Consider the following 22,406-nt stretch of genomic DNA (forward strand, 5'->3'; position numbering starts at 1 on the left):
CCCGTTTATTTGGATTTCAGTTTCTTTTTCACTGCTACTTCTTGGAAGGCTTCTACGATATCCTCTTCTTTGATGTCGTTGTAGTTCTTAATCTGCATACCGCAGTCATAGCCTTTGGCCACTTCCTTAACATCGTCCTTGAACCGTTTCAGGGAGGCCAGCTCCCCGGTGAACACCACTACGCCATCGCGGATAAGCCGTATGTTCGAATTGCGGAAAATCTTGCCACTGGTGACCATACACCCGGCAATGGTTCCGACCTTCGATATTTTAAAGGTCTCACGAATTTCCGCGGTACCCGTGATTTCTTCCTTGATTTCGGGCGATAGCATCCCTTCCATCGCGTCCTTGAGATCGTTGATCGCATCATAGATGATCGAATACATCCTTATGTCGATTTCCTCTTTCTCTGCCACGCTCCTAGCATTGCCCATCGGTCTGACATTGAAGCCGATGATGATGGCATCCGATGCCGAAGCCAACAAAACGTCCGATTCGGTAATTGCGCCTACACCCTTGTGAATGATGTTTACTTGAATTTCTTCGGTGGACAGTTTTTGGAAGGAGTCCGTCAAAGCTTCCACCGAACCGTCAACGTCCCCTTTAAGAATGATGTTCAGCTCTTTAAAGTCTCCCAAAGCTATACGTCTTCCGATTTCATCCAGGGTAATGTGGCGTTGGGTACGTACGGTTTGTTCGCGCTGAAGTTGAGATCGTTTAGTAGCTATTTGTTTGGCTTCGCGCTCATCTAGCAATACATGGAACTTATCACCCGCTTGCGGGGCGCCGTCGAGGCCTAAAATGGAAACAGGAGTGGCTGGCCCCGCCTTCGGAACGTCGTTTCCGCGTTCGTCCTGCATGGCCTTAACCTTACCGCTATGGGTCCCTGCCAATACATAATCTCCGATTTCAAGGGTACCTCCCTGGACCAGGATCGTGGAGACATAACCACGACCTTTGTCCAAGAAAGCTTCTACGACAGTGCCGTTCGCCATCTTGTCGGGATTGGCGGTCAGTTCCAGGAGTTCTGCTTCAAGTAAGACCTTTTCCAATAGGTCTTCGACACCTTCTCCGGTCTTCGCCGAAATATCTTGGGACTGTATTTTTCCGCCCCAGTCCTCGACCAAAAGGTTCATTTGCGATAGACCCTCCTTGATTTTATCGGGGTTGGCCGTCGGGCGGTCGATCTTGTTAATTGCGAATACGATCGGAACACCTGCCGCTTGGGCATGGCTGATTGCTTCCTTAGTCTGCGGCATAATATCATCATCGGCCGCGATTACGATAACGGCAACATCGGTAACCTGTGCTCCCCTGGCCCGCATGGCCGTAAAGGCCTCGTGCCCCGGGGTGTCGAGGAAGGTGAGTTTTTGATCATCTTTTAGACTTACGCTATAAGCGCCAATGTGCTGGGTAATCCCTCCGCTTTCGCCGGCGATTACGTTAGTTTCCCGTACGTAGTCCAACAACGAGGTCTTACCGTGGTCGACATGGCCCATTACGGTAACTATAGGGGCGCGTGGTTCCAGATCTTCTTCTGCGTCCTTTTCTATTTTGATGGAATCCTCGATGTCGGCGGTCACGAATTCGACATCATAACCGAATTCATCGGCTACAATGGTCAAGGTTTCAGCGTCTAGGCGCTGATTCATGGTTACCATGATACCGAGCGACATACAGGCCGAGATAATGTCGGTGGTGGAAACGTCCATCATAGTGGCAATCTCGCCCACGGTAACGAACTCCGTTACCTTCAAGGTCTTATTTTCAAGTTCTTGCGCTTCGACATCCCTTTCGGTCTGCTCACGGTGCTGATCACGTTTACTTCTTCTGTATTTGGCGCCTTTTCCTTTCTTGGATTTCCCTTGTAGTTTTTCGAGGGTTTCGGCTATTTTTTTCTGTACATCTTCTTCGGTAGGCTCTGCCCTGGCAGCCGCGGATTTCCGACCTCCCTTTTTAAAGTTTCTGCCTCGGGCTGATGCTCCACCGGCCTTGCTAACGATGCGTTTGCGGCGTTTCTTTCTTCCGCCACGTTCGGTCGAGGGTGCCGAGTCTTCTTTCTTTTTCTTCGCTTTTTTGAATTGCGATAGATCGATTTTATCGGTAATCGTAGGTCCCGATAATTTTTTATAATTGGTTTTCAGCACCTCATCGTCCTCCTTTTCGGTGTCCGCGGCCGGCTTATCGGTATCTGCTGATGGTTCGACTGTTTTTTCCGCTTCGGAATCTTCCTTTTTTTCCTCGGTTTTCTTCTCTTGTACCTTTTCCTCGGATTTTGGCTCTTCCTTTGCTTTTTGAGTTTCTGCCGGAGCAGTGGTTTCGGCCTTCTCTTCGGGTTTCGGCTCCTCTTTTTTCGGGGAAGCGGCTTTCTTCTTATCCGCGTCAAGGTCGATTTTACCAACGGTTTTCAGTCCTGACAGCTCCACCTTGCCGACAATTTTCTCTTCGGCGGCGGAGGCAGCTTCGGCCCGTCGTTCCCGGGCTAACCTTTTCTCTTCCTGCTCTTTTTCCAACTGTAGGCGCAGGGCCTCTTTTTCCTTGCGCTTTTCTTCGCCGACCTCTTTGGAAGCTACCTTCTTGCTCTTGTCGGTCTGAAACTCGTCTTGAAGCACTTGATATACCTCGTTGGAAATCTTTGTAGTAGGTCTGGAATCGATTTTATGTCCCTTTGAGGACAAAAAATCTACCGCCCTATCCAAAGAAATGTTGAATTCCTTGAGGACCTTGTTAAGCCTAATTTTTGCAGTGTCTGCCATAAATACTGTTCTCCTTAAACCTTATAATCGTTGCGAATATAGAACTTAGTTCGGGTTTTTACTAAAATTAAGGGTTCCCGAGACCTGTTCCTCGCTATTCTTCCAATTCGTCTTTGAGTATGCGTACGACCTCCTTAATGGTTTCTTCCTCAAGATCGGTACGCTTTATCAAGTCGTCGACATCCTGGTCTAGGATGCTTCGAGCTGTGTCAAGTCCAATTTTCTTGAACTCTTCAATGATCCACGCATCGATTTCGTCCCTAAATTCGGAAAGCTCTACATCTTCTTCGACGCCTTCGCGGAATACGTCTATTTCGTAACCGGTCAGTTGTCCGGCCAAGCGAATATTATGTCCGCCACGACCAATGGCCTTCGAGACTTCTTCGGGCCGCAGGTACACCTGTGCGGTCATGTTCTCATCGTTCAATTTAACACTGGTAACCCTAGCCGGACTCAAGGCACGGGTGACCATGAGCTGCGGATTCCCAGTCCAATTGATCACATCGATATTTTCATTGCCCAATTCGCGCACGATGCCGTGTATTCGAGATCCTTTCATGCCTACGCACGCACCAACAGGGTCGATACGGTCATCATAGGAGTCAACGGCGACCTTTGCCTTTTCGCCCGGAATGCGCACCGCCTTTTTAATGGTGATAAGACCATCATAGACCTCGGGAATCTCCTGAAAAAACAAAGCCTCCAAAAATTTTGGGGATGCCCGCGACATAATTATGGTGGGCTTGGTTCCCTTCAGTTCGACCGTTTCGATGATACCGCGTACGTTATCCCCTTTTCTAAAAAAGTCAGAGGGAATCTGCCTGTCCTTCGGAAGGATGATCTCATTGCCTTCGTCGTCAAGCAGAATGATGGCCTTGTGGCGAATATGGTGTACCTCAGCGGTGTAAATTTCGCCCTCGAGCTCTTTAAAATGCTTGTATATGGTCGTGTTATCGTGCTCGTGTATTTTGGAGATCAAGTTCTGGCGGAGGGCCAAAATCGCCCTTCTTCCCAAGTTGATCAGTTTTACCTCTTCCGATACATCTTCGCCCACCTCGAAATCGGGTTCGATTTTCTGGGCTTCCGTCAAGGAAATCTCTTCATTGGGTTCTTCGACTTCGCCATCGGGTACGACCGTTCGATTACGCCAAATTTCCAGGTCGCCCTTGTCTGGGTTGATGATGATATCAAAGTTATCGTCAGATCCAAATTTCTTTTTGAGGGCGCTACGGAATACATCTTCCAAAATGGCCATCAATGTAACCCTGTCAATAAACTTATCATCCTTAAACTCTGAAAAAGACTCAATGAGCGCAATATTTTCCATTAGGCTATTAGCATTAAATTGTTACTATAACTTTTGCTTCCACAATATCCGAAAAATCGATTTCCGCTTTTTTTCGGACCGTGACCTTCCCTTTTCCGACGGGTTTCGGTTCTCTTGTTTTCCACTCTAGGTTGATGCCGGTATCGGTCACTTCGGTCAGGTTTCCCTCCATGGTCTCCGAGGCCGTCTTGACTTTCAATTTACGGCCGATATTTTTAGGATACTGTCGGGCTAGGGTCAGGGGTGTTGCAGCACCTGCGGAGGTTACTTCAAGGGAAAAATCATGGGCGTCTCGATCCAAATTATGTTCGATGGCTCTACTGATTTTCATGCAATCTTCAAGGGTGACGCCTGAATCACCGTCCAAAACGACCTTTATCGAATTGTCGGGGGATACCGAAAAGTCAATTAAAAATAAGGAATCATTGTCGTCTAAGGCCTCCTCTAAAAGTGCTTTTACCCTATCTTTGAACATATAAAAAACCGTTTTCACCAAATACCGATAGCATCGGGACTGTCCGAATTATCACAAAGCAGAGGTATTATTTTCAAAGCAGCGCGAAAGTTTCGGAAATAAAAAAGAGGACCATAATTGTCCCCTCATGAATACTTTCGATATTCTTTCAGTGGCGCAAATATACAACTTTTTTGGTTTATGCAATGATTTAACAGTATATATCGTTGCAGTCGGGGTGTCTTGGTTCTGATTCCGTGGGGTGGCTCTTATCGATACTCATTGCTAGACGTGTAGGCGAATAAAAAAACCGCATGGTGACGAAACGGTCACCATGCGGTTTTTCGCACTGGCCTTTACTTTTTTTATGATAGATTTACGGTCTTGGTGTCCAGGGGGTTCTCAGAAAGTTTTGCCAAGCAGAAGGCAGCTATAGCCATGACAAGATCCCTGACGGCCACATCCACATAGCTCCAGCTAAAAATAAGGCTTAACGCGATGGCCACGAGCCAAGCAGAAACCACATTGGCCCCTATCCTTGTTTTAGAGAACACCAAGATACCCGCCACGATCTCGATAATTCCAACGATCATCATAAAGGTGCCCGGCTCAAAGGGAAGCATTTCGGCAAGCCCGGATGACACATAATGACTCCAATCGGTCAAGATATTCGTGAATTTATCCAATCCCGCTACAATCGGTACCAATCCGAAGGTGTACTTCAAAAGAGTCTTTACTAGTTGTACGTTCGCATTCATAATCGTATCTTTTAATTTGTTAGACATTTTGTTACTGAAATCATTTCACTACGCTTTGGATGCGGAACTTTTAAAAAGGTTACAGACCTCTGTAACTTTTTTCAAGTTTTACCATCCAAAGGAAAAGCAATAACATGGAGGCCATACAAATCAACGATTTCAATAATGGAAAAATAGAGGAGTCTGAAGTGATACGGCGTGTTTTGGGGGGTGAGAAAGAGCTGTATGAGCTTTTAATCCGACGGAACAACCAAAAATTGTACCGGGTGGTCAGAAGCTATCTTAAGGAAGAGGCTGAAATAGAGGATGCTATGCAGAATACGTATCTCAAAGCCTTTGAAAAGCTGTACCAGTTCAACCATAACTCCACTTTCTCCACATGGCTTATACGCATTGGAATCAATGAGGCCTTGTTACGTTTAAGGGAGAAAGGAAAAATGTTCAATATGAGCGAACAAGGTTGGAATTCCGAAGATGCCCTCGTTTTTGAAATTCAGCCCAAAAACCAAATGAATCCGCAGAAAAGAATTATCATGAGCGAAGCCAAGCAACTTTTGGAAAATGCCGTTGATCAATTGGAAATAAAATATAAAACCGTCTATATACTTAAGGAAGTAGAAGGAATGCGATATCGAGAGATTGCCGAAGTACTTGATCTGACGGTTTCGAACGTGAAAGTTCGGGTACACCGTGCCAAGGCGATGCTAAAGGAAAAACTGTACGCGTTATCGGTCGACAAAAGTATTTTTGAATTCGGTTTTGAGCGGTGTGACAGGCTCACCGAAAACGTGATGGCAAGTATATAGCGCTTGCCATCTTTATTAAGCTCGATTATGACAATAGAATTATGTATGCCAAGGCAGTAAAACTATTTTTAAGACTTGCCCTTTCCATAGGATTTCTGTCGGCGGTTGCCGATAGATTCGGACTATGGGGCGCCAAGGTGTCAGCTTGGGGCAACTGGGACAGTTTTGTAGAATATACCGCATTGCTAACTACGTGGGGGCCCGATTTTATGATTCCGATTCTGGCAGGAGTGGCTACCGTTGCCGAGGTTATCTTTGCGACTCTTCTCTTAGTCGGCTTTAAAACGGAACTGATTGCTAAATTGAGCGGATTTCTTTTGTTGATTTTTGCGCTGTCGATGACATTTTCGACAGGGGCAAAAAGTGCTTTTGATTATTCGGTCTTCAGCGCTTCCGCAGCGGCATTTGCCTTAAGCCTCATGAAAGAGAAATATATGGAAGTAGATAGCTTGTTCCATCCTGACGATTCCAATATCAACTGACAGACCTCGATAATAACCTATGGCACAAAAAAGAGGTTCTTCCTATCCCGCTTCATACGTCAGCCGTTTCCCTTTAATGTTTGCCGGACCGGTATAGGGGTGTTCGGTCTCCTTACCGACTCCCATGATGTGGTTTACTTCCCACCCCTGATATTTTAGGAGGTCGGAAATCATGGAGCGGTGACAGCGCCACCATACCGCTTCGGAACACAGGTAAGCGGTGCGCCGTTTCGATGCGACAGTTTCGAGTTCGGATATAGCGTCTTTGAAAGCGGGGGTTTCCATATAATCCGCATAACCTTGAAAAGATGCGTTGCGCCAAACCGTGTTTTTCGAATTTGGCCGCGCCTTCCTCCGACCGCCCAGAGCTTCGAAATGCCTATATTCAATAGCGTTTTCTCGCAATGAACCTTGCAGGGCCTCTTGGTTAAAATGAGGGTATTTTCTTGAACCGGGAAACCTTCTGACATCGGCTACAAGTTCTATTTGAGAGGACTGTAGCATTTGGATGAACTCATCAAGACTATGGGTCGAGTGCCCTATTGTCCATATAGTTTTTTCTTTTTGCTCGGGCTCCACTATATTCAATTGTAGTTGTTTTATCAATAGAACTCGCTGAGGCTCTTACCGCCAGTGCCGGTAGCCGGGGGGTTGCCGACCATATGCAGGAATTAAAACGCCTCCTTGACGATCAAATCCTCATTGACCTTCAAATGGGCCAATTGCCGCTTCATAATCGTTTTTTTGCTTTGTTCGTCAAAACTCCTATGATTAAAAATAGGGAATTTAACTTAATACCTGAGTGCATACTGGTTAAGTGTACGTTAAAATTCTAAGAGCGCCCCATCATTTTGAATACCAGATTGTGCAGTTCGGCATTCACGGGAATCTGACAGGCCAAGCGGCTGGTCTCGGTTGCGTTCCCGATTTTTGAAAGCGTATGTCTTTCATCAACGTCCATTTTCTCTGACAGGTTGCCTTCGATAATCTGTATATGGCAAGTGCCGCACCATGCCCGACCCTTGCAGTCGCCCCAATCCTCGATATATTTGTCGAAGAGCAGCTCCATTAGGCTATGGTATTCATTGATTATGAACGAAGCATCGCATTCTTCGTCGAACTCGTTAAAGTAGGAAAGACTATAGGTTTTTGGAGCCATGGGCTACGTATCGAATGGCGATTTTTCCACTGATCAAAATAAATGGGCAATTATTACGATACTGCTGAATACGACACTTAATAGCAGTATGGCAAAAGCGGTCTTTGACTTTAGTTGTGCCAGCACCGCTGCGTTGTAGCCCATGGTCAATAAGGTTACTAGAAAAAGTTGGGCAATTTTGAGTCCGAAGGAGCTATCGACCGAAAGAATGAGCATGGCGGCTATTCCCCCGAGGCAGCTCTGCCCCAAAATAGCCAACGTGGCGTACCCGTATTCCTTACTCTTATATTCAGACAACAATCTGTCGTACGTTTGTGTGAATCTATTCCCGTTGCTGTCTTTACTCCCAGAATGTGTCATTTGTATTGTCTCTGAATTTTTCATCGGTATGTATTTTTGAGATTGTTTCTAATTGTGCCTCGGTGGCCATTTTTTGGATTTCGCCAAATAGGACACGCTCTTCGAAGCGGACGTGTTTTTCCAATTCTTCCTCGATCAGACTGAGTGATTTTGAAATCGTATCGGTATCGCGAAAGAGCCTGCCCAGTCTACGATGTTCCGCAAGCGCCCTTTTGACCAGTTCGTTGTCGTTGCCCAAGATGGGAAACAGGTATTTTTCTTCCATATCGAAGTGGGGGCGGATATGATGCTCGAAAAACCAATCGGCATAGCGCTTGATCCTTTCTGGCTCCACACTTTTCGAAAAGCCCGTTCTGATTTTCCAGCACAACAAGAGGGTATGGTGGTGGTCGCGACTTAGCGGCTGTAAATTTTTGTTTCTTTTGATCGGTTTTTTTGCTTCCATCCGTTTTACTTTTATTTTTCCATTTCCTCCATGGCAATGGTGGCGTGGGAGTAGGCAGCCCCGGCCCTCATCTCCGCCGCTACCCAGATGGCCTCCATGATTTCTTCCTTGCTTGCCCCTTTTCGCAGCGCCATCGGGGTATGGGCCTTAATGCACCATGGGCATTGGGTAACGTGAGCCACGGCTACGGCGATCAGTTGTTTTGTCTTTTCGTCCAACACCCCTTCCTTGAAAACCGTTCTGCTGAAGTTGCGCCAGGCCTCTATCTGTTTGGGTGCCAAGTCCGCCTTTTTCTTCGCCAATTCTTTTTCGTTGTCCATGGGGTTGAGTTTATGTTATTGTCTATATAAGTTGTGCATCCATAGTAATTTCAAAGCTCAAGGCTTTGCTGACCGGACAGTTTTTTTTGGCGGCGTTGGCACAGTCCAAGAATTCGCTTCTATCGATTTTTGGGATTTTGGCTTTCAGCGTTAAGTGCGACCCGGTAAGTTCGAGCTCATCCGCATCCATAGTAACCGTTGCGGTAACGTCGATGGATTTGGCAGTGAACCCTGCTTCGCCCAAAAATAGGCTCAGGGCCATGGCGAAGCAGCTGGCGTGAGCAGCTGCCAACAACTCATCGGGGTTGGTACTTTTGCCATCGCCGAACCGGGAATTGAAGCAGTATTGCGAATCGTTCAAGACCTTGCTTTTTGTCGTTATTTTTCCTTCTCCTTCTTTTAATGAGCCGTTCCAAACGGCGTCTGCTGTATGTTTCATTGTACGTGCTTTAAATTGGTATTTAATTATTCGACCTAGTCCCCAGCGCTGATATTCAGTTCCACGATAATTTTAATGGTGAGGTCCTTGCCCTCGGGCCGTCGTACTTCTTTTTCAATTCGGTAAGGGCTCAACGCGGATTTCCTCATCGATGCTTTTATATTTCACTGGGATGTTTTCGCGACATCTTCTACGCGTTTAGCGGTATCGCCACGGTTTAGGCTCAACCTCACGATACTGTCCACGGTGGCGGTCAGGTCGTGGGGGACGCCGCCGTCCAGGGCGATCAGGTCCCCTTTTTTGAGCGTGTGGACGTCTCCGTTGACTCCGAAATCGATGCAGCCGTCAAATATTTCGACCACAATGGGAAAAGGCGTTCTATGTCTCTTCATTACTTGCCCTTCCTTAAAGGCGATCCGGAGTTCCTTTCCTGATTCCGATTCCAGTAAAACTTGAATCGTAGGTCGGCTTTCGTGGTACTCAATATTATTGCTTAAGGATGCTATTTTCATTTAAATCTTTTTGTGGATTAAAAAATATCAATCCGATGTATTGCCTGTTGTTTTCAAATCGTCAGGGCGGGAAGCCTTATACTGCCTCAATTGCCTACTACGAAGGTAGGCGTTTTTTTTAATTCGGACAAATCTATCCGAAATAAAAAAATTTCTATTTCATCGAGCTTGCGGAATATAGAAAAGACCGCCTTTCGGCTATGGTCAAGGTAGGGCAGGGTCGAATTTTAACCAGCTCTATGGTGGGCTCCCTATCGCCAATCTCAGATTTGTCATGCGGATTAATTGCGTTACCTTTAGCGAATTCGCTTAAACCTTAAAGGCTTTCCAGGGTATGTCACGGTGTAGCTCCCATTTTTCATTTGCGGACCATCATGTCTTGTTTTGCCCCCATCGGCTTGTGAAGTACAGCATTTTTCAATACCAAATCAAATGGAATAAGTTATGCGTATCGTATCGTGGAACGTAAACGGCATCCGCGCCATCGTTAAAAAAGATTTTTTTCAATCCATCGAAAAGCTGCGGCCCGATATTCTTTGTCTGCAAGAAACAAAGGCCCAGAACGAAGAGACGGCGACCGCGCTGGAACCACTGGAAAACTTCAACACTCACTTAAATGCGGCGGATAGAAAGGGGTATGCCGGTACTGCGATTCTGAGCAAGGAAAGGCCCGTTTCCTTTACCAACGATATGGGGGTTGCGGAGCATGATATGGAAGGAAGGGTTCAATGTGCCGAGTACGATAACTTTTTCCTGGTCAACGTGTACGTGCCTAACTCCGGCCGGGAGCTGGTCCGTTTGGACTATCGTCAAAAATGGGATAAGGATTTTTTGGCCTATTTGAAGAATCTTGAAAAAACCAAGCCAGTAATAGCCTGCGGGGATTTTAACGTGGCGCATCGGCCCATCGACCTTAAAAACGATAAGGCCAATTATAATAAGGTTGCAGGCTATACCCAAACCGAAATCGACGGAATGGATCGATTTTTGGATACTCAGTTCGTCGATTCCTTCCGGCTGTTGCACCCCGATGAGGTCGCCTATACCTATTGGAGCTACCGGTTCAAGGCAAGGGAGCGTAATACCGGCTGGCGTATCGATTATTTTTTGATCAGTGAGGCTTTGGTCGAAAAATTGAAGTCGGTCACGATTCATTCCGATATTTTTGGGTCGGATCACTGCCCTATTGGAATTGAAATTGATCTATAATTTCAACTGTCCCCAAGGCAGGCCGCCCGCTAGCTTTATTGAAACAAAAAGCCGACATTTTTTCAGGCATTCCTTATTGTAGCGGGCAAGAAAAATCTAGGCAAAGATGGGGTTGTACACCAGTATGCCCTCTGTGAACACTAGTATCAATTTGTAAATATGAAAGGGCAGGATATGTCGGAGTGGCAATTACCGAAGCGATGGAAGAACGTGATTTTTTGAAAAAGTCGAAAACTAGCTATTCAATCACAGAAAAAGGTTGGCATTGGCTTTCCCAATTCGACGTTTGCCAGATTGACTATGGTAAACGTCGTCCGCTGGCGCGTCGATGTCTTGATCGTACGGAACGAAGGCCGCACTTGGCCGGTCCGATAGGAAGTGCGCTGTTGGAGAAAATGTTGGAAAAAGATTGGTTCGAGAAGATAGAATCTTCCCGGGAACTTATCGTCACCGACAACGGACGTCACGCCTTGAAAAAGGAATTAGGAGTCGTGCTCTAAGTCGCGGCGCGCTCAAATCTTAACACCCTCCTCGTCTTCGCCATAGATCAAATCGATAAAATCGTTTTTAGGGAGGCTGCCGAAATAGGGGGTGATATAAATCTCCTGAAGTACGCTGGAAATATCCTCTTTTATATATCGGATTCCAAGAAAGAGTTTTTCCAGGTCTTCCAAAGGTTCTTTTCCGAAGAAATCCCCATAGATTTTAAAATCCTTGATACGTCCTTTTTCAACAAAGATCCGTAGGTCCACTTCCCCCAAGGGAAAGCGTTTGGTTCTCTGGATATTGAACCTGGGCGAGCGGCCATAATTCCAATCCCACGTATCGTATTTTTCTTGCTTCAGTTCCCGCACGCCCTGCCACTCTTCAGCGGTAAGTCGGTATTCTTCGAAGGGTTCGTTGCCTTCATACAGCCCCTCGAGCAGCAATTTTCGAAAATCCTCAATGCTGAGCGAACGCTCTAGATAGTCAGAAATGTTGGCCACCCTGCTGCGTACCGATTTATGGCCTTTACTTTGAATTTTGGACATTTTCACGTTCAGCGCGTTGACCACTTCCCCGAGGTCGGTATCGTAAAGCAGGGTGCCATGGCTGACCATCCGCTTTCCGGTAGAGAACTGCGCGGTACCCGAAATTTTTTTCTCGACCACCTGAATATCGTTACGGCCCTTAAGTGCGGCATCTAGGCCTAAGTTTCGGAGTACGCGGATCACCGGCGCCGTAAATTTCTCGAAATTGCTCAGGCGCGTTCCGTCGTGCTTGGTGATAAAACTAAAATTGAGATTGCCGAAATCGTGATATACCGCCCCCCCTCCGGATATTCTGCGCACCACGTGAATGTTGTGGTCTTCTACGTACTGGTGGTTGATTTCTTCGAGTGTGTTTTGGTTTCGTCCTATGATAATGGAGGGCTCGTTAATATAGAACATCAAATAATCTTGCGTGGGACTAAAGTTTCGAAGCACATATTCTTCGAGGGCAAGGTTCAGACGTGGGTCGGTATGGCCGTTGTTGTCTATAAAAATCATTTCTACCTTTTAACGGATAAAGGTAAGGATAATTGAAACTTTTGGATGTCCCGATTTTTGAATGGCCCGATCTGAGCGTCATCTGAAAATCGATTGGAAGTCCCTTTGGTGCTCGGTCCTGAGAAGTGAGGAATCGATGGGGATTGCCAACAATAGCCCCCAGGTCGAACCGCCGGGGGATTAAGCTTGGTTCGGCCCCGGGGGGCTTGTTTGCTTTTATAGTCGCACTTATAATTCTTATGCCTTCAGCTGACATTCCATTTCCTCCGCTTTGGGGAAGAGAATGTTGTTTTCTAAATGGATGTGCAGGTGTAGGTCGTCTTGAAACTCCTTCAGCAGGGCGAAGGCCACTTTATAGGTGTTGCAGGCGTCCTGGGGAGGAGTGTAGTCACTACTCAATCTCTCGATCTGCCGGAACCGTTCCCCCTCGTTATCGTGTTCGTGCATCATCGTCTGGATAGGGTTTTTGACGGTACCGAAACCGGGCTCATCCAGCTTTTCGCCGTTTTGTTTTACCTTGACCATTTTGCGGATATAGGGGAAAAGAACAAGTTCCTCTTTTTTCATGTGCATGGCGAGTTCGCGGGCACTGGCGACAAAAAGATCGTGTATCTCTCCTAGTTCGGGATGTCTGGCACCATGTACCTTATTAATCTTGTTCAGGTATTGCTTGAGCACCGGAATCCGTTCCTCGACGTATCGGTGGTGTTTTTTTTCGATATAGTCGGCCAATAGGTCCAACGGCCAAGATTTGTAGTCCGTTGTTTCGGCAGGGGCGTCGGTCAGAGCTACGTCAAGTTCTTTTCGAAGTTTATCGGCGTCAAGACCTTTTTCTCCGCAGGCCTGATCGATGCCCCGGTTACCGTTGCAGCAAAAATCGATACCGAATTTTTCGAATACCGCTGCGCTTCTGTAATCGTCGGCGACAATTTGGCCGATTGTTTTTTCGAGTGTTTCTTCCATGATATGTAGTTTAGGGTTGCATTACCGTTAACTTCCTAAGCGTAATCTGCGACTCTCGCTCCGGTACGTCAAAAATTGTGGACTTTATGGAGACTTGGTCAGTCTATAGGGAGGTTTGGATAATACGTTAAAAAATTAAGGGATTATTTTAGTTGATATGAATTCGATTTCCGAGTCCAAGGCCATTATGGCTATGGCCTTAAAGTCTTTTCTGATGCTGAGTGCGTGTTCCTTGCCGGCGGGAATGACAAAGACGGATTCCTTTTCCAGTAAATGCTCGCTGTCCGGCATTTTTAAAAGGGCCTGGCCCTCATGCACCACGATTACGGCTTCTTTGGTGCTATGGTGCGGGGGCATTGTCGTTCCGGCCAGACCCTCGATCAGCATTGTTTTTATCGAATCGCCCACGATCAGCGGGGTCAGTTCGGGTTTGCTTATTACTTCCATAAGGTGCTGTTTGTGTAGGATTATGCCTTTTTTCGTTGTAATGGAATTGATTTCAATATTTATTGATGGTAATAAGATAGTTTTATCATTTATTTTAATATTGGTATTTGGATGGCTGGTTCTTTATTGAGATGGTAAAGGTAAAACATAGTTTTAATTCGGACAAATTTATCAGAATTAAAATTCCGTTTAATTATATCTCATAATTTCCCATCGGCAAAATGGGGATCCGTGGCAGTTTCAAGGAAGAAATACAGGCTAAAATTGCGTATCGGTTTTCGGAAGCACCTGTCATTCCTACTTAAACGGCAAGTAGAATGGCCACATAGTGGCAGACAGCCGCGGCCAGGACAAAAAAATGCCAAATCGCGTGGTTGTACGGGTATTTTTCCCACAAGTAGAAAATAACGCCTAAAAGATAGAGTACGCCCCCTATTACGATCATGGTCATTATGGTTGTTGGAATGGCCTCGAAGAAAGTGCGACCGCCAACAACCAGAATGCATCCCATGGCGATGTAGAACAGGGTGGAGACGACATTCCATTTGCCGGTAAAGAAAATCTTGAAAACGATTCCCAATGCGGTGAGTCCCCATAATACCGACAGCAGGGTGATCCCAAAGGCATTGTTCATGTAGATCAGCAAAAAAGGAGTGTAGGTGCCCGCTATCAGGAAATAGATACTGATGTGGTCCAAAATCTCAAAGATACGCTTGGCTCCGGCATGTTGAAAACTATGATAGAGCGTAGAGAAGGTAAAAAGCTGTAAAAAACAGAATCCGTATATGGCCGCCCCGATGACCCCCGGGGTGTTATCGCTTTTAATGGCGAACGCGATCAAGATCGGAATGCCCACGATCCCCAAAATAATCCCGAAGCCATGAACGATGCCATTGACGAGCTCTATCTGAATTTGTGTTTCGCGATCAGGGACTTTCATAAAGAAGGATCAAGCCGTAGGAAGATATACCGGATTTTTTTGTAAAGTTACCGATATTCGGGTAAATGGAAAGAGTGGTGTGAGGGGTGGACTCCGTCATTCAAAGGCGTAGCCATCCACTCGACTAGGGCACATTAATTTTTGGTTCGGCTTGAAATCCATTGTTTTATCTTATCGATATCGATTTCGCCCTTTGCGACTTGATCACAAAGTCATATTTATCATTTTGTGTCGCCTCGATGTCAAGTCCATCGTTCATTAGGGTTAGTCTCATCAATACATAACCTGTCCGTTTGTTGCCATCGACAAAGGGATGATTTATCAAAATACTCTCTAAAATAGCCGCGGCCTTATCAATTGGACTCGGATAAAGTTCCTTTTGGTCGAAAGTAGTATAGGGTCTGTTCAATGATGATTCGAGATCGCGCCGATCTTTAAGTCCGTTCGTACCCCTGAATTTTTCGATTAGAACCTCATGGATTTACAAGGCCTGCTCAATATCGATCATCGAGCGAGCTTTTCGAGCAGTTCCTTGTCTTCGGTAAGAATTTTTCTTAGTCTTTGGGACATTAGGATGTCGTCCTCGGCTTTTCCCTTGATTTCTTCCAGATAGTTCAAGATTTCTTCGAGGGCGTTATCGGGAATGTTCTCGATGACCTCCTTAATTCGGGATTTAATCTGTCCGGTCGTCATATTCAAATTTTTACTATAAAGATGCGGGAAATTTTAAGATTCAAGTTTTCAATTCCGGTCGGCAGCTATTTTTTTGGTTTTAAATTCTTCTGATCGGTGGTAGTCGGTTAAAGAAATCGATAGTGGGTTTAAGACAAGGTAATGTTCCCTAAGGTTGAGTATAAAAGTTGCGGCGGATTTGGGACTAAAACTTTTACTAACAAAACTTTCGTTTCTTGTTATCTACACGAAGCGAGTTGCAAAAACCGCTCAGGTCTCACAACTGGGAACGGACCTAACGCAGACCTTCTGGAAATTACGATGGAAACATTGATTTTCCTTAATTGGGTGACCGATTCCCAAGACAATCAGTAGCCTTATGAAAAAGTACGGAATAGTTCCGATCGGTGTAAAGAGCAATCGGAAAGATGGACTGCGAACCCGCGGTATACGAGGTCCGTACTTATGGTGGTGTGGGTGCACTCCGTCAATTGGTGGCAGAGCCATCCATTCGATTGTTTTTTAAACCAACGAACCAATCCAATACTACATGAGGTGAGCCCTAAGACTAAAAGACCAAGATGTCCAAGGGATTAATTTTTGAATTTTGGAAACTTGGGCTTGCTTATTTGATATCAAAGATTGAATAGGTTTTTCAAACTCTGAAATCTGTTCATTTGATAAATAAAGACCAAAATCTTCTTTCAAATAGAGTTAAAGAATCAATAATGCTAATCCAATTAAAACAGTTCCAATTGAAACTAAAAACTTGTTTACATCACCATGATCTATTTTCTGCATGCTATATTAATTATGTCTGACGGTTGATTTTAGTGTAATTTTCCGACAAATGTATCGCTCGTTAGCTTAGGAGTTTTATGGAGTTTCTTTAAGGTATGGAATGCCGTACAAAGATAAGCCATGCGTACCGCTGCCCATAAATAGTTTTATAAATCAGCCGCTTTGCGTGATGGTTCGTTCAATGCCGCTTTGTTGCTGCCAAAGTGTTCCCTTCTTGGTCGTTTTTAGCGGGTGCGATACTTGACGTTTTTGGAACACTGATTAATGATTTGGATGTCGGGTCACTACCCGAACCTAACTTAAATTAAGGGTCGGATTTCTTATTTATTGAGTTATGGTGGGCATGTTGGTCTTCTAACCGGGGTGAGAGCTATTTTCTATTTTATATAGGAGCTTGCTTTCCCCAATTTTCCTTTTCGCTTTCCGTCCATAAATTGGGAAAGAATTTACGTTGTTGGTATTTTGGGTGCAGGTATTTTTTCCAGTGGGATCCTCCGGTCGCGGCTTTGTTCTCGCCCTTGCTGTTCAGGTAATGATCGGCGGTACGCAGGTGAACCAGCGGCCATTCGATATTGTACAACCTATCGAATTCCTTTAATTTTTCGATAAGCGCCGGGGAAGGATTCTCAACTTCCGAAATCCGATCTTCGACGGTCTTTCCGGTCACCTTTTTGGCAAGACCGATAAAACTTTCGAGATATTTTTCTTCAAACTGTCGCATGGTCAGGGTCTTTTTACCGGTTTTTCGGTCCAGTCCCGCATCCTGCCAATAAATATGTTCGAAGTATTGTGCCACGGTGGGTTGGGAGGGAAGCCTTTTCTTGCCCGCATCGTTGACCAGGTTTTTCAAGCGGGTGCATAGAATTTCGATATACCGGAACTGGGCGCTTTGGAAGCCACTGGCAGGAGTAAGGGTTTTCCGGAATTCATTATAGTCATCATAATCCATCCCGTCTTTCATGATATCGAAGGAAGTGATGAGCATGGTGGTATAGCGGTTGGCCCTTCCGATCTTGGTCAGTAAAAATTCCTCACTGATATTTTCTGATTCGACGATCTGTTCCAGTTCGTGCCGCATCATTTTAAGCAACAGCTCCGTGACCTGGTGGTACATGATAAAGATGGTCTCGTCTTTAAAATGGGTACGGGGCCTTTGAAGGGAAAGTAGGGTGTCGACCTCAATATAGTCCCAATAGGTAATGGGCTTGGCGTGTAACAGGCCTTCTAGGTAGGTTTCCGGGTTTTCGCCCAGGCTTTCGTATTTTTTCTTGATGTTTTCCCCGGTATCGGACATGGTTCAGGTTTTAAAAAGTTTGATGCCAAAGATAAGAAGGCAAACCACTTTTACAATTTCCATCCCCACATAGTAAAAATGAAGATTTGAAGCTTCCAGTTCATATCCTTGGATTAAAATTTCTGCCCGGGCATCAAGTTGGGGCAACAACCAGAACGTTTGTACTGCCAAAACCACAAATGGAACAAAATACAATCCATTTTTGGAGGAAAACAATCGTCTGCCGGCCCGAATCATATCGGTCAAGATCACTACGGCCAACACCCATTCGACCGCGTTCAGGGCATTAAAGACCAATCGGCCTATGCCGAGGCCTAGAGGAATGGTGATGCCGGGCGCGAGAAACTTAAGCCAGGCCTCCAAAAAACTGATGGCCCCTACGAAGCCGAGCCATAGAAAAACCGATGCCGATGCCAAGGGCAATTTTACGGACGTCGTCATATTAAAGGTCTTGAGCCGGAACTTCTGAAATTTGCTATTTTAATTTGGAACATTTCCGCCATCTTCGATGCGCGCCATTTGGCCTCGTCCGCTTTTTCGCCCTCGAAATGCTGCAGTAGGGTTTGATAGAACAGATCGAGCCATCGATCAAAATGTTGTTTCTCCACGGGCAGGTCTGCGTGGGGCATAAAGGGGTTTCCGTAATACGTATGTTCGCCCAGCAGGACGGTTTGCCAGAAGGTGTACATTTTTTCCAGATGTACCGGCCATCGATCTTGGATAATATCATTAAAGATAGGGCCTAACAGTTCGTCTTTCCGTATCTTGGCATAGAACGAATCCACTAAAAGCTTCACATCTTCGAACTCTTGTATGTCACGCTTCATCAGAAAAAGGATTTGTAGAGATCGGGGTCCCAGTACATAATAACGTAAAAGAGGGCAAATCCGCCAAAGGCGATAATCAAGGCCCACACCCAGGCGGGAATGGCCTGCGGGGTTTCCGACCCCTTGATTACGAACGAGTCTTTGGTCTCACTGCCGTAGGCGTTTATAGTAATGGGAACTTGGGTATCGATTACCTCGTTTTTCTTCAGGCCTACTACCGAAATCTCGGGACCGTTTCGCACTTCAAAGGGAATAATCCGAATGCCCTCGACATTGCTCGAGGATCGGGCTACGATCTTAAGGGAATGTTTGCCATCGGGTATCTTGGTCGTGTCTAGCACGAACTTGACCGGAGGCGAGAATTCCGCAAAGGGTCGGGGCTCATCGTCCAAGTAAACTTTTATGATCCTATTGTCCTCCATGATCGCCGTAATTTTTGTCCCATACGATGTTCTTGATGTGGTCGGGATCGTTCTCTTTGGGCCGCACCAGATATTTGACGCTGAAAAACAAGGTGAATGCCACGATAACGACCGCCGACCAGGTAATGATATAGTCCATATTTCCCGAAGGGCCCGCTCCGTGGGTAATATTTTCCAATCCCCTGGGCTGGTTCTCCTTGCAGAGATCGCAGGCCAATGCCACCGGACCATAGGCCAAGAGGAACAGCGTTGTGATAATCTGTTTGTTCATATTCCTATTTTTTAGTGCTCCCACGATTCCCGTGGGAATAAAGTGCTACTGTTAAGGCGTGACGCAAGACAAGGTGCCATCTTATGACCCGATCTGCACAAGCTGTTCTATTGCAATACGGCTACATGGCCGAGGATTGTTTTTCACGATCATTATTTTCATTCCTACATCCTACATCCTACATCCTACATCCTTGTATCCTATGTCCTAAAGTCTTAAGTCAAGTCCATTTTCGGGGTTGCCCCTACAGCTTTCATGGTAGTTCCCTATTCATTATTGCGTCGCTCCCTGTTCGATAAAGTCCCTGATCTTTTTGACGTCTTCTTCCGTGACTTCGGAAGCACTGTTGCCCCAGCTGCTGCGTTCATGTGTGGCGATGGCTGCAATTTCCGCGTCGGAAAGCTGGTCGGCGAAGGCCTGCATCACGGAATATTCGCTTCGGGCATCGTACCCCTGCAATATGATCTTGATCATTAATTCGGGATCTTCGTCATTGACGATCTCGCTGCCTGCCAAGGGAGGGAACGCGCCGGCCACCCCTTTCCCATTATCTTGATGGCAGACCGCGCAGGCCTGCTTGTAGAGACTCCCACCATCCAGTCCCATACTTTTTCCCTCGTCGCCCATTCCCTGCGTCTGTATTTTTCGCAAGGCTGGGATGAATTCCTCCGTACGGCCATCGGGCAGTTCGGTTTGCTTTAACGATTGTAGGTAGGCGACCAGTTGCATGGCCTCCTCTTTGGCAACGACCGCTTGCCCTGACGGGGCCGCAAAGGCGTCCGGTAGGTTGACCACCACATCGTCTTCCCTTACCGAGCTACTGTCTACCACCTCGAACAGCCACGGATACGACGGCATCACCGATTCGCCGACCACCGACCGCGGGTTAAAAAGATGTAACAAATGCCAGTCCTGACTGGATTGCCGTCGCCCGATATCGGTGAGGTCGGGTCCGGTGCGCTCACTTCCCAAGAGGGAAGGCGACTGCCGCCAAACATCCATCCGCTCCTTACTGTAATAATAATCCGAGGGAATGGAAGGTCGATTGCCCCATACATTGTCCATTTCTATATTCCGTACCTGCTGGGTATGGCAGGCCACACAACCTTGGTCGATATACACGTGCAATCCCTCGCGCTCGTCGGCTGTCAATGCGGGCTGATCGGGCAAAGGCGCTACATCTTGCATCTGATAAGCGGGAAATACGGCCACGATAAAGCTCAAGGTGACAAACCCCAAGAAAGCAGCCAAGACCAGCAGTCTATGATTTTTATGAAAATCGAACATTCCGTTTAGGTTTTAAGGGTTTGCCTGTTCAAGTACTGGGGCATCCAAAGATTTTATGGGCTTCTTACTGCTCACCATATAGTAAAAATTATAGGCGAATATCAGGTGGGAAATAAACATGGCCGATCCCCCGATGGCACGCCAGACCCAGTAGGGCTTCATCAAAATAACCGATTCGATGAACGCGTTTCCGTCTATCCAGCTCAATCCCTTGTAAGTACCACCGGCCATAAGGGATACCATATAGGCAAAAAGACCGAGAAATGCCATCCAAAAATGTGCGCCTACGAAAATCTGGGGAGGCTCTTTGCCGGTCAACTTGGGTAAAATGGTATAAAAACAGGCCCAAAGTACAAAAGCAATAATTCCGTACATGGTCATGTGCGAATGCGCCACATTAAAATCGGTAAAATGCCAAACGTAGTTGGTAAACCGGAAGGCTTGCAAACTACCTTGTGTCGAACCGACAAAATAGAAGATGACACCCACCAAAAAAAAGGGAAGTACGTAGCTTTTCGAAATATGGCTCCAACTGCCCTTCATGGTCATCAAAAAGTTGGTGGTACCCGCCACTACCGGAATGAACATGCCCGCACTGAAAACGATCGCGGTCGTCTGCAGCCACCAGGGGAGGGGACTGAACACGAAATGGTGCGTACCGATCATGGTATAGAACAACATTTGCGTCCAAAACGCCAGTACGCCCAACGAATAGGAATAAATCGGCTTATTCAAGGCCGAGGGCAAGTAATAATAGATCAGGCCGAGAGTAAAGGTCATAAACCACATGCCCACCCCTTGGTGCATATAGTAGCCTTGGATTACAGTCTCGCCGAGACCGTTCTGAAAGAAAGGCATATACCCGATCGCCCACAATACGATGGTCCAGATCAAGGCCGCGAGGATGTACCAGTTGGACACGTAGATGTCCGATATCGTCCGGGTGGCCACGGTTTTGTAGAAATTCCAGAACGTAATGACGAGGCCGACGGCGAAAAGCAGCATGACCGGCCAAATGTACTCCCGGTATTCCCCTCCACCATTGTTGATGCCCGCCATAAGGCTTATGGTACCCAAAAGCACGGTCAGATTGATCAATATCCAGGCCCAGGAAGCTGCCTTATAACTATAGATTTTGGTATTGGAAGTCCGTGCGATCACGAAATAGCCTAGTCCGATCATGGCCAAGGATGTCCATCCCCAAAAAACGGCATTGGTATGCACGGGGCGGAGGCGGCCAAAAGAGAGCCATGACACGCTGTCCATCTCGGGCCAGACGAACTTCATGCCCACGTATTGACCTACCAATGTGCCGAAAACGAGCCAAAACACGGCGGCGCCCAAGTAATAGATCACGATTTTCTTGAGCTGTTCCGGGGTCTCGATTTCAATGGGTGTTTTCTTCTTCTCATCGACCAGCGGATTCTCCGGTTCGTGAGTGACCCGGTTTACCAGGCCCTTTTCATCCACCACCCGTTCGTTGCCGCCCAGTTCCGTACCGGTCAATTTGTATCTCAATGCTCTTTTTCGTTTATCGAGAATGTCGTCGATCTCCCCTGGTTCCAGCGCCATCAATTCTTCATCGAACTCCATTTTTTTCTTATCGAACTGTCTGTACTTTAACGTATCGACGTATGAATTGAGTTTGGCCAAAAAGATAATCGCCGCAACGAAGAGCACGATAAATATCAGGATAAAGGTGCCGATTATCCCCGGACTTGAAATCCAATTATCCGAGGAGATGGGTTCTGCCTGTGCCCATCCTGAAGCGGGGAATAGCGCAATCGACAGTCCTAAGGATATCGCAGCTTTTTTCATTTTGTTTGACCCGTTTGTCATGCTTGGTGTTTCAGTTTGAGCCTTTCCTAAAAGTAATTTAAGCGATATGGTGTGGCACAGCCTGCAATAATTACTTTGGAGCGTTAA

The 22,406-nt window shown here is 46.4% G+C and carries 28 protein-coding genes; 4 read left to right on the forward strand and 24 right to left on the reverse strand.

Going from position 1 to position 22,406, the window contains the following annotated elements; genetic code table 11:
- Positions 1-5: 5 nt before the first annotated feature.
- The 4 genes from infB to RQM65_RS12400 all read right to left on the reverse strand — a co-directional run bounded on the left by infB (position 6) and on the right by RQM65_RS12400 (position 5,295).
- The gene (gene infB, locus RQM65_RS12385; protein WP_314015413.1) at positions 6-2,756 is read right to left on the reverse strand and encodes a translation initiation factor IF-2; all 2,751 of its coding nucleotides are present in this window, start codon (positions 2,754-2,756) and stop codon (positions 6-8) included.
- 94 nt (positions 2,757-2,850) lie between these two features.
- A complete protein-coding gene (gene nusA / locus RQM65_RS12390) occupies positions 2,851-4,083 on the reverse strand; it encodes a transcription termination factor NusA (protein WP_314015414.1) in 1,233 nt (410 codons plus the stop codon).
- A gap of 13 nt (positions 4,084-4,096) precedes the next feature.
- The gene (gene rimP / locus RQM65_RS12395) at positions 4,097-4,558 is read right to left on the reverse strand and encodes a ribosome assembly cofactor RimP (protein ID WP_314015415.1); all 462 of its coding nucleotides are present in this window, start codon (positions 4,556-4,558) and stop codon (positions 4,097-4,099) included.
- A 344-nt stretch (positions 4,559-4,902) separates the two neighbouring features.
- Positions 4,903-5,295 (reverse strand): hypothetical protein, encoded by a 393-nt coding sequence (locus tag RQM65_RS12400; protein ID WP_314015417.1) that lies wholly within the window; start codon positions 5,293-5,295, stop codon positions 4,903-4,905.
- A gap of 134 nt (positions 5,296-5,429) precedes the next feature.
- On the opposite strand from RQM65_RS12400, the gene RQM65_RS12405 reads away from it, so the two are divergent.
- The gene (locus tag RQM65_RS12405) at positions 5,430-6,101 is read left to right on the forward strand and encodes an RNA polymerase sigma factor (RefSeq protein WP_314015418.1); all 672 of its coding nucleotides are present in this window, start codon (positions 5,430-5,432) and stop codon (positions 6,099-6,101) included.
- 41 nt (positions 6,102-6,142) lie between these two features.
- Entirely contained in the window at positions 6,143-6,583 is a 441-nt protein-coding gene (locus tag RQM65_RS12410; protein ID WP_314015419.1) for a DoxX family protein, read from the forward strand.
- A gap of 42 nt (positions 6,584-6,625) precedes the next feature.
- Here RQM65_RS12410 and RQM65_RS12415 read toward each other — a convergent pair whose 3' ends face one another.
- The 7 genes from RQM65_RS12415 to RQM65_RS12445 form a co-directional block, all read right to left on the reverse strand.
- The gene (locus RQM65_RS12415; protein ID WP_314015420.1) at positions 6,626-7,171 is read right to left on the reverse strand and encodes a DUF488 domain-containing protein; all 546 of its coding nucleotides are present in this window, start codon (positions 7,169-7,171) and stop codon (positions 6,626-6,628) included.
- A gap of 244 nt (positions 7,172-7,415) precedes the next feature.
- A complete protein-coding gene (locus tag RQM65_RS12420; protein ID WP_314015421.1) occupies positions 7,416-7,742 on the reverse strand; it encodes a 2Fe-2S iron-sulfur cluster-binding protein in 327 nt (108 codons plus the stop codon).
- Positions 7,743-7,775: 33 nt separating this feature from the next.
- Complete coding sequence (locus tag RQM65_RS12425; protein WP_314015422.1) at positions 7,776-8,039, reverse strand: hypothetical protein; 264 nt, start codon at positions 8,037-8,039, stop codon at positions 7,776-7,778.
- A 43-nt stretch (positions 8,040-8,082) separates the two neighbouring features.
- On the reverse strand, positions 8,083-8,547 hold the full coding sequence (locus RQM65_RS12430) for a hemerythrin domain-containing protein (RefSeq protein ID WP_314015424.1): 465 nt from the start codon (positions 8,545-8,547) through the stop codon (positions 8,083-8,085).
- An 11-nt stretch (positions 8,548-8,558) separates the two neighbouring features.
- Complete coding sequence (locus RQM65_RS12435; RefSeq protein WP_314015425.1) at positions 8,559-8,867, reverse strand: carboxymuconolactone decarboxylase family protein; 309 nt, start codon at positions 8,865-8,867, stop codon at positions 8,559-8,561.
- Between the two features lie 22 nt (positions 8,868-8,889).
- Positions 8,890-9,306 carry an OsmC family protein gene (locus RQM65_RS12440; RefSeq protein ID WP_314015426.1) on the reverse strand — a complete coding sequence of 139 codons (417 nt, stop codon included), beginning with the start codon at positions 9,304-9,306 and terminating at the stop codon, positions 8,890-8,892.
- 164 nt (positions 9,307-9,470) lie between these two features.
- Positions 9,471-9,818, reverse strand: coding sequence for a cupin domain-containing protein (locus RQM65_RS12445; protein ID WP_314015427.1), 348 nt, complete (start codon positions 9,816-9,818; stop codon positions 9,471-9,473).
- Positions 9,819-10,262: 444 nt separating this feature from the next.
- Between RQM65_RS12445 and RQM65_RS12450 the strand changes: the two genes are divergently transcribed.
- Together RQM65_RS12450 and RQM65_RS12455 are read left to right on the forward strand one after the other, a co-directional pair.
- Entirely contained in the window at positions 10,263-11,027 is a 765-nt protein-coding gene (locus RQM65_RS12450) for an exodeoxyribonuclease III (protein ID WP_314015429.1), read from the forward strand.
- Between the two features lie 182 nt (positions 11,028-11,209).
- Positions 11,210-11,527, forward strand: a complete 318-nt coding sequence (locus tag RQM65_RS12455) for a hypothetical protein (RefSeq protein WP_314015431.1) — start codon at positions 11,210-11,212, stop codon at positions 11,525-11,527.
- A 12-nt stretch (positions 11,528-11,539) separates the two neighbouring features.
- Here the strand turns inward: RQM65_RS12455 and lplA are convergent, their stop codons facing one another.
- From lplA to RQM65_RS12520, 13 genes are all read right to left on the reverse strand, one after another.
- Positions 11,540-12,556, reverse strand: coding sequence for a lipoate--protein ligase (gene lplA / locus RQM65_RS12460; RefSeq protein ID WP_314015432.1), 1,017 nt, complete (start codon positions 12,554-12,556; stop codon positions 11,540-11,542).
- A 237-nt stretch (positions 12,557-12,793) separates the two neighbouring features.
- Positions 12,794-13,519, reverse strand: coding sequence for an iron-sulfur cluster repair di-iron protein (ric, locus tag RQM65_RS12465; RefSeq protein WP_314015434.1), 726 nt, complete (start codon positions 13,517-13,519; stop codon positions 12,794-12,796).
- Between the two features lie 135 nt (positions 13,520-13,654).
- Entirely contained in the window at positions 13,655-13,966 is a 312-nt protein-coding gene (locus RQM65_RS12470; RefSeq protein ID WP_314015436.1) for a cupin domain-containing protein, read from the reverse strand.
- 301 nt (positions 13,967-14,267) lie between these two features.
- The gene (trhA, locus tag RQM65_RS12475; RefSeq protein ID WP_314015438.1) at positions 14,268-14,906 is read right to left on the reverse strand and encodes a PAQR family membrane homeostasis protein TrhA; all 639 of its coding nucleotides are present in this window, start codon (positions 14,904-14,906) and stop codon (positions 14,268-14,270) included.
- Positions 14,907-15,072: 166 nt separating this feature from the next.
- The gene (locus RQM65_RS12480; RefSeq protein WP_314016833.1) at positions 15,073-15,387 is read right to left on the reverse strand and encodes a type II toxin-antitoxin system death-on-curing family toxin; all 315 of its coding nucleotides are present in this window, start codon (positions 15,385-15,387) and stop codon (positions 15,073-15,075) included.
- 23 nt (positions 15,388-15,410) lie between these two features.
- Positions 15,411-15,599 carry a hypothetical protein gene (locus RQM65_RS12485; RefSeq protein WP_314015440.1) on the reverse strand — a complete coding sequence of 63 codons (189 nt, stop codon included), beginning with the start codon at positions 15,597-15,599 and terminating at the stop codon, positions 15,411-15,413.
- A 1,162-nt stretch (positions 15,600-16,761) separates the two neighbouring features.
- Positions 16,762-17,673, reverse strand: a complete 912-nt coding sequence (locus tag RQM65_RS12490) for a tryptophan 2,3-dioxygenase family protein (protein ID WP_314015442.1) — start codon at positions 17,671-17,673, stop codon at positions 16,762-16,764.
- Positions 17,674-17,676: 3 nt separating this feature from the next.
- Positions 17,677-18,114, reverse strand: a complete 438-nt coding sequence (locus RQM65_RS12495; RefSeq protein WP_314015444.1) for a hypothetical protein — start codon at positions 18,112-18,114, stop codon at positions 17,677-17,679.
- Positions 18,111-18,500 (reverse strand): group III truncated hemoglobin, encoded by a 390-nt coding sequence (locus RQM65_RS12500; RefSeq protein WP_314015446.1) that lies wholly within the window; start codon positions 18,498-18,500, stop codon positions 18,111-18,113. Before RQM65_RS12500 ends, RQM65_RS12495 begins: the two co-directional genes overlap by 4 nt.
- Positions 18,500-18,922: a cytochrome C gene (locus RQM65_RS12505; protein WP_314015447.1), complete on the reverse strand. Its 423-nt coding sequence runs from the start codon at positions 18,920-18,922 to the stop codon at positions 18,500-18,502. Before RQM65_RS12505 ends, RQM65_RS12500 begins: the two co-directional genes overlap by 1 nt.
- On the reverse strand, positions 18,909-19,193 hold the full coding sequence (locus tag RQM65_RS12510) for a hypothetical protein (protein WP_314015448.1): 285 nt from the start codon (positions 19,191-19,193) through the stop codon (positions 18,909-18,911). The genes RQM65_RS12505 and RQM65_RS12510 overlap by 14 nt, the downstream gene beginning before the upstream one ends.
- Positions 19,194-19,466: 273 nt before the next feature.
- Positions 19,467-20,480, reverse strand: coding sequence for a cbb3-type cytochrome c oxidase subunit II (locus RQM65_RS12515; protein ID WP_314015449.1), 1,014 nt, complete (start codon positions 20,478-20,480; stop codon positions 19,467-19,469).
- Between the two features lie 12 nt (positions 20,481-20,492).
- Positions 20,493-22,298: a cbb3-type cytochrome c oxidase subunit I gene (locus RQM65_RS12520; protein WP_314015451.1), complete on the reverse strand. Its 1,806-nt coding sequence runs from the start codon at positions 22,296-22,298 to the stop codon at positions 20,493-20,495.
- Between the last annotated feature and the right edge of the window lie 108 nt (positions 22,299-22,406).

The sequence above is a fragment of the Pricia mediterranea genome, from assembly GCF_032248455.1.
Lineage (GTDB): Bacteria > Bacteroidota > Bacteroidia > Flavobacteriales > Flavobacteriaceae > Pricia > Pricia mediterranea.

Bases quoted from the DNA above. Each gene is read 5' to 3' on its own strand.
- lplA (WP_314015432.1), bottom strand. From the start codon at position 12,556: ATGATTTTTATAGACAACAACGGCCATACCGACCCACGTCTGAACCTT.
- RQM65_RS12515 (WP_314015449.1), bottom strand. From the start codon at position 20,480: ATGTTCGATTTTCATAAAAATCATAGACTGCTGGTCTTGGCTGCTTTC.
- RQM65_RS12485 (WP_314015440.1), bottom strand. From the start codon at position 15,599: ATGACGACCGGACAGATTAAATCCCGAATTAAGGAGGTCATCGAGAAC.
- RQM65_RS12430 (WP_314015424.1), bottom strand. From the start codon at position 8,547: ATGGAAGCAAAAAAACCGATCAAAAGAAACAAAAATTTACAGCCGCTA.
- RQM65_RS12445 (WP_314015427.1), bottom strand. From the start codon at position 9,818: ATGAAAATAGCATCCTTAAGCAATAATATTGAGTACCACGAAAGCCGA.
- RQM65_RS12440 (WP_314015426.1), bottom strand. From the start codon at position 9,306: ATGAAACATACAGCAGACGCCGTTTGGAACGGCTCATTAAAAGAAGGA.
- RQM65_RS12505 (WP_314015447.1), bottom strand. From the start codon at position 18,922: ATGGAGGACAATAGGATCATAAAAGTTTACTTGGACGATGAGCCCCGA.
- infB (WP_314015413.1), bottom strand. From the start codon at position 2,756: ATGGCAGACACTGCAAAAATTAGGCTTAACAAGGTCCTCAAGGAATTC.
- RQM65_RS12520 (WP_314015451.1), bottom strand. From the start codon at position 22,298: ATGAAAAAAGCTGCGATATCCTTAGGACTGTCGATTGCGCTATTCCCC.
- RQM65_RS12510 (WP_314015448.1), bottom strand. From the start codon at position 19,193: ATGAACAAACAGATTATCACAACGCTGTTCCTCTTGGCCTATGGTCCG.
- rimP (WP_314015415.1), bottom strand. From the start codon at position 4,558: ATGTTCAAAGATAGGGTAAAAGCACTTTTAGAGGAGGCCTTAGACGAC.
- RQM65_RS12450 (WP_314015429.1), top strand. From the start codon at position 10,263: ATGCGTATCGTATCGTGGAACGTAAACGGCATCCGCGCCATCGTTAAA.
- RQM65_RS12490 (WP_314015442.1), bottom strand. From the start codon at position 17,673: ATGTCCGATACCGGGGAAAACATCAAGAAAAAATACGAAAGCCTGGGC.
- nusA (WP_314015414.1), bottom strand. From the start codon at position 4,083: ATGGAAAATATTGCGCTCATTGAGTCTTTTTCAGAGTTTAAGGATGAT.
- RQM65_RS12410 (WP_314015419.1), top strand. From the start codon at position 6,143: ATGTATGCCAAGGCAGTAAAACTATTTTTAAGACTTGCCCTTTCCATA.
- RQM65_RS12400 (WP_314015417.1), bottom strand. From the start codon at position 5,295: ATGAATGCGAACGTACAACTAGTAAAGACTCTTTTGAAGTACACCTTC.
- RQM65_RS12420 (WP_314015421.1), bottom strand. From the start codon at position 7,742: ATGGCTCCAAAAACCTATAGTCTTTCCTACTTTAACGAGTTCGACGAA.
- ric (WP_314015434.1), bottom strand. From the start codon at position 13,519: ATGGAAGAAACACTCGAAAAAACAATCGGCCAAATTGTCGCCGACGAT.
- trhA (WP_314015438.1), bottom strand. From the start codon at position 14,906: ATGAAAGTCCCTGATCGCGAAACACAAATTCAGATAGAGCTCGTCAAT.
- RQM65_RS12405 (WP_314015418.1), top strand. From the start codon at position 5,430: ATGGAGGCCATACAAATCAACGATTTCAATAATGGAAAAATAGAGGAG.
- RQM65_RS12500 (WP_314015446.1), bottom strand. From the start codon at position 18,500: ATGAAGCGTGACATACAAGAGTTCGAAGATGTGAAGCTTTTAGTGGAT.
- RQM65_RS12495 (WP_314015444.1), bottom strand. From the start codon at position 18,114: ATGACGACGTCCGTAAAATTGCCCTTGGCATCGGCATCGGTTTTTCTA.
- RQM65_RS12435 (WP_314015425.1), bottom strand. From the start codon at position 8,867: ATGGACAACGAAAAAGAATTGGCGAAGAAAAAGGCGGACTTGGCACCC.
- RQM65_RS12470 (WP_314015436.1), bottom strand. From the start codon at position 13,966: ATGGAAGTAATAAGCAAACCCGAACTGACCCCGCTGATCGTGGGCGAT.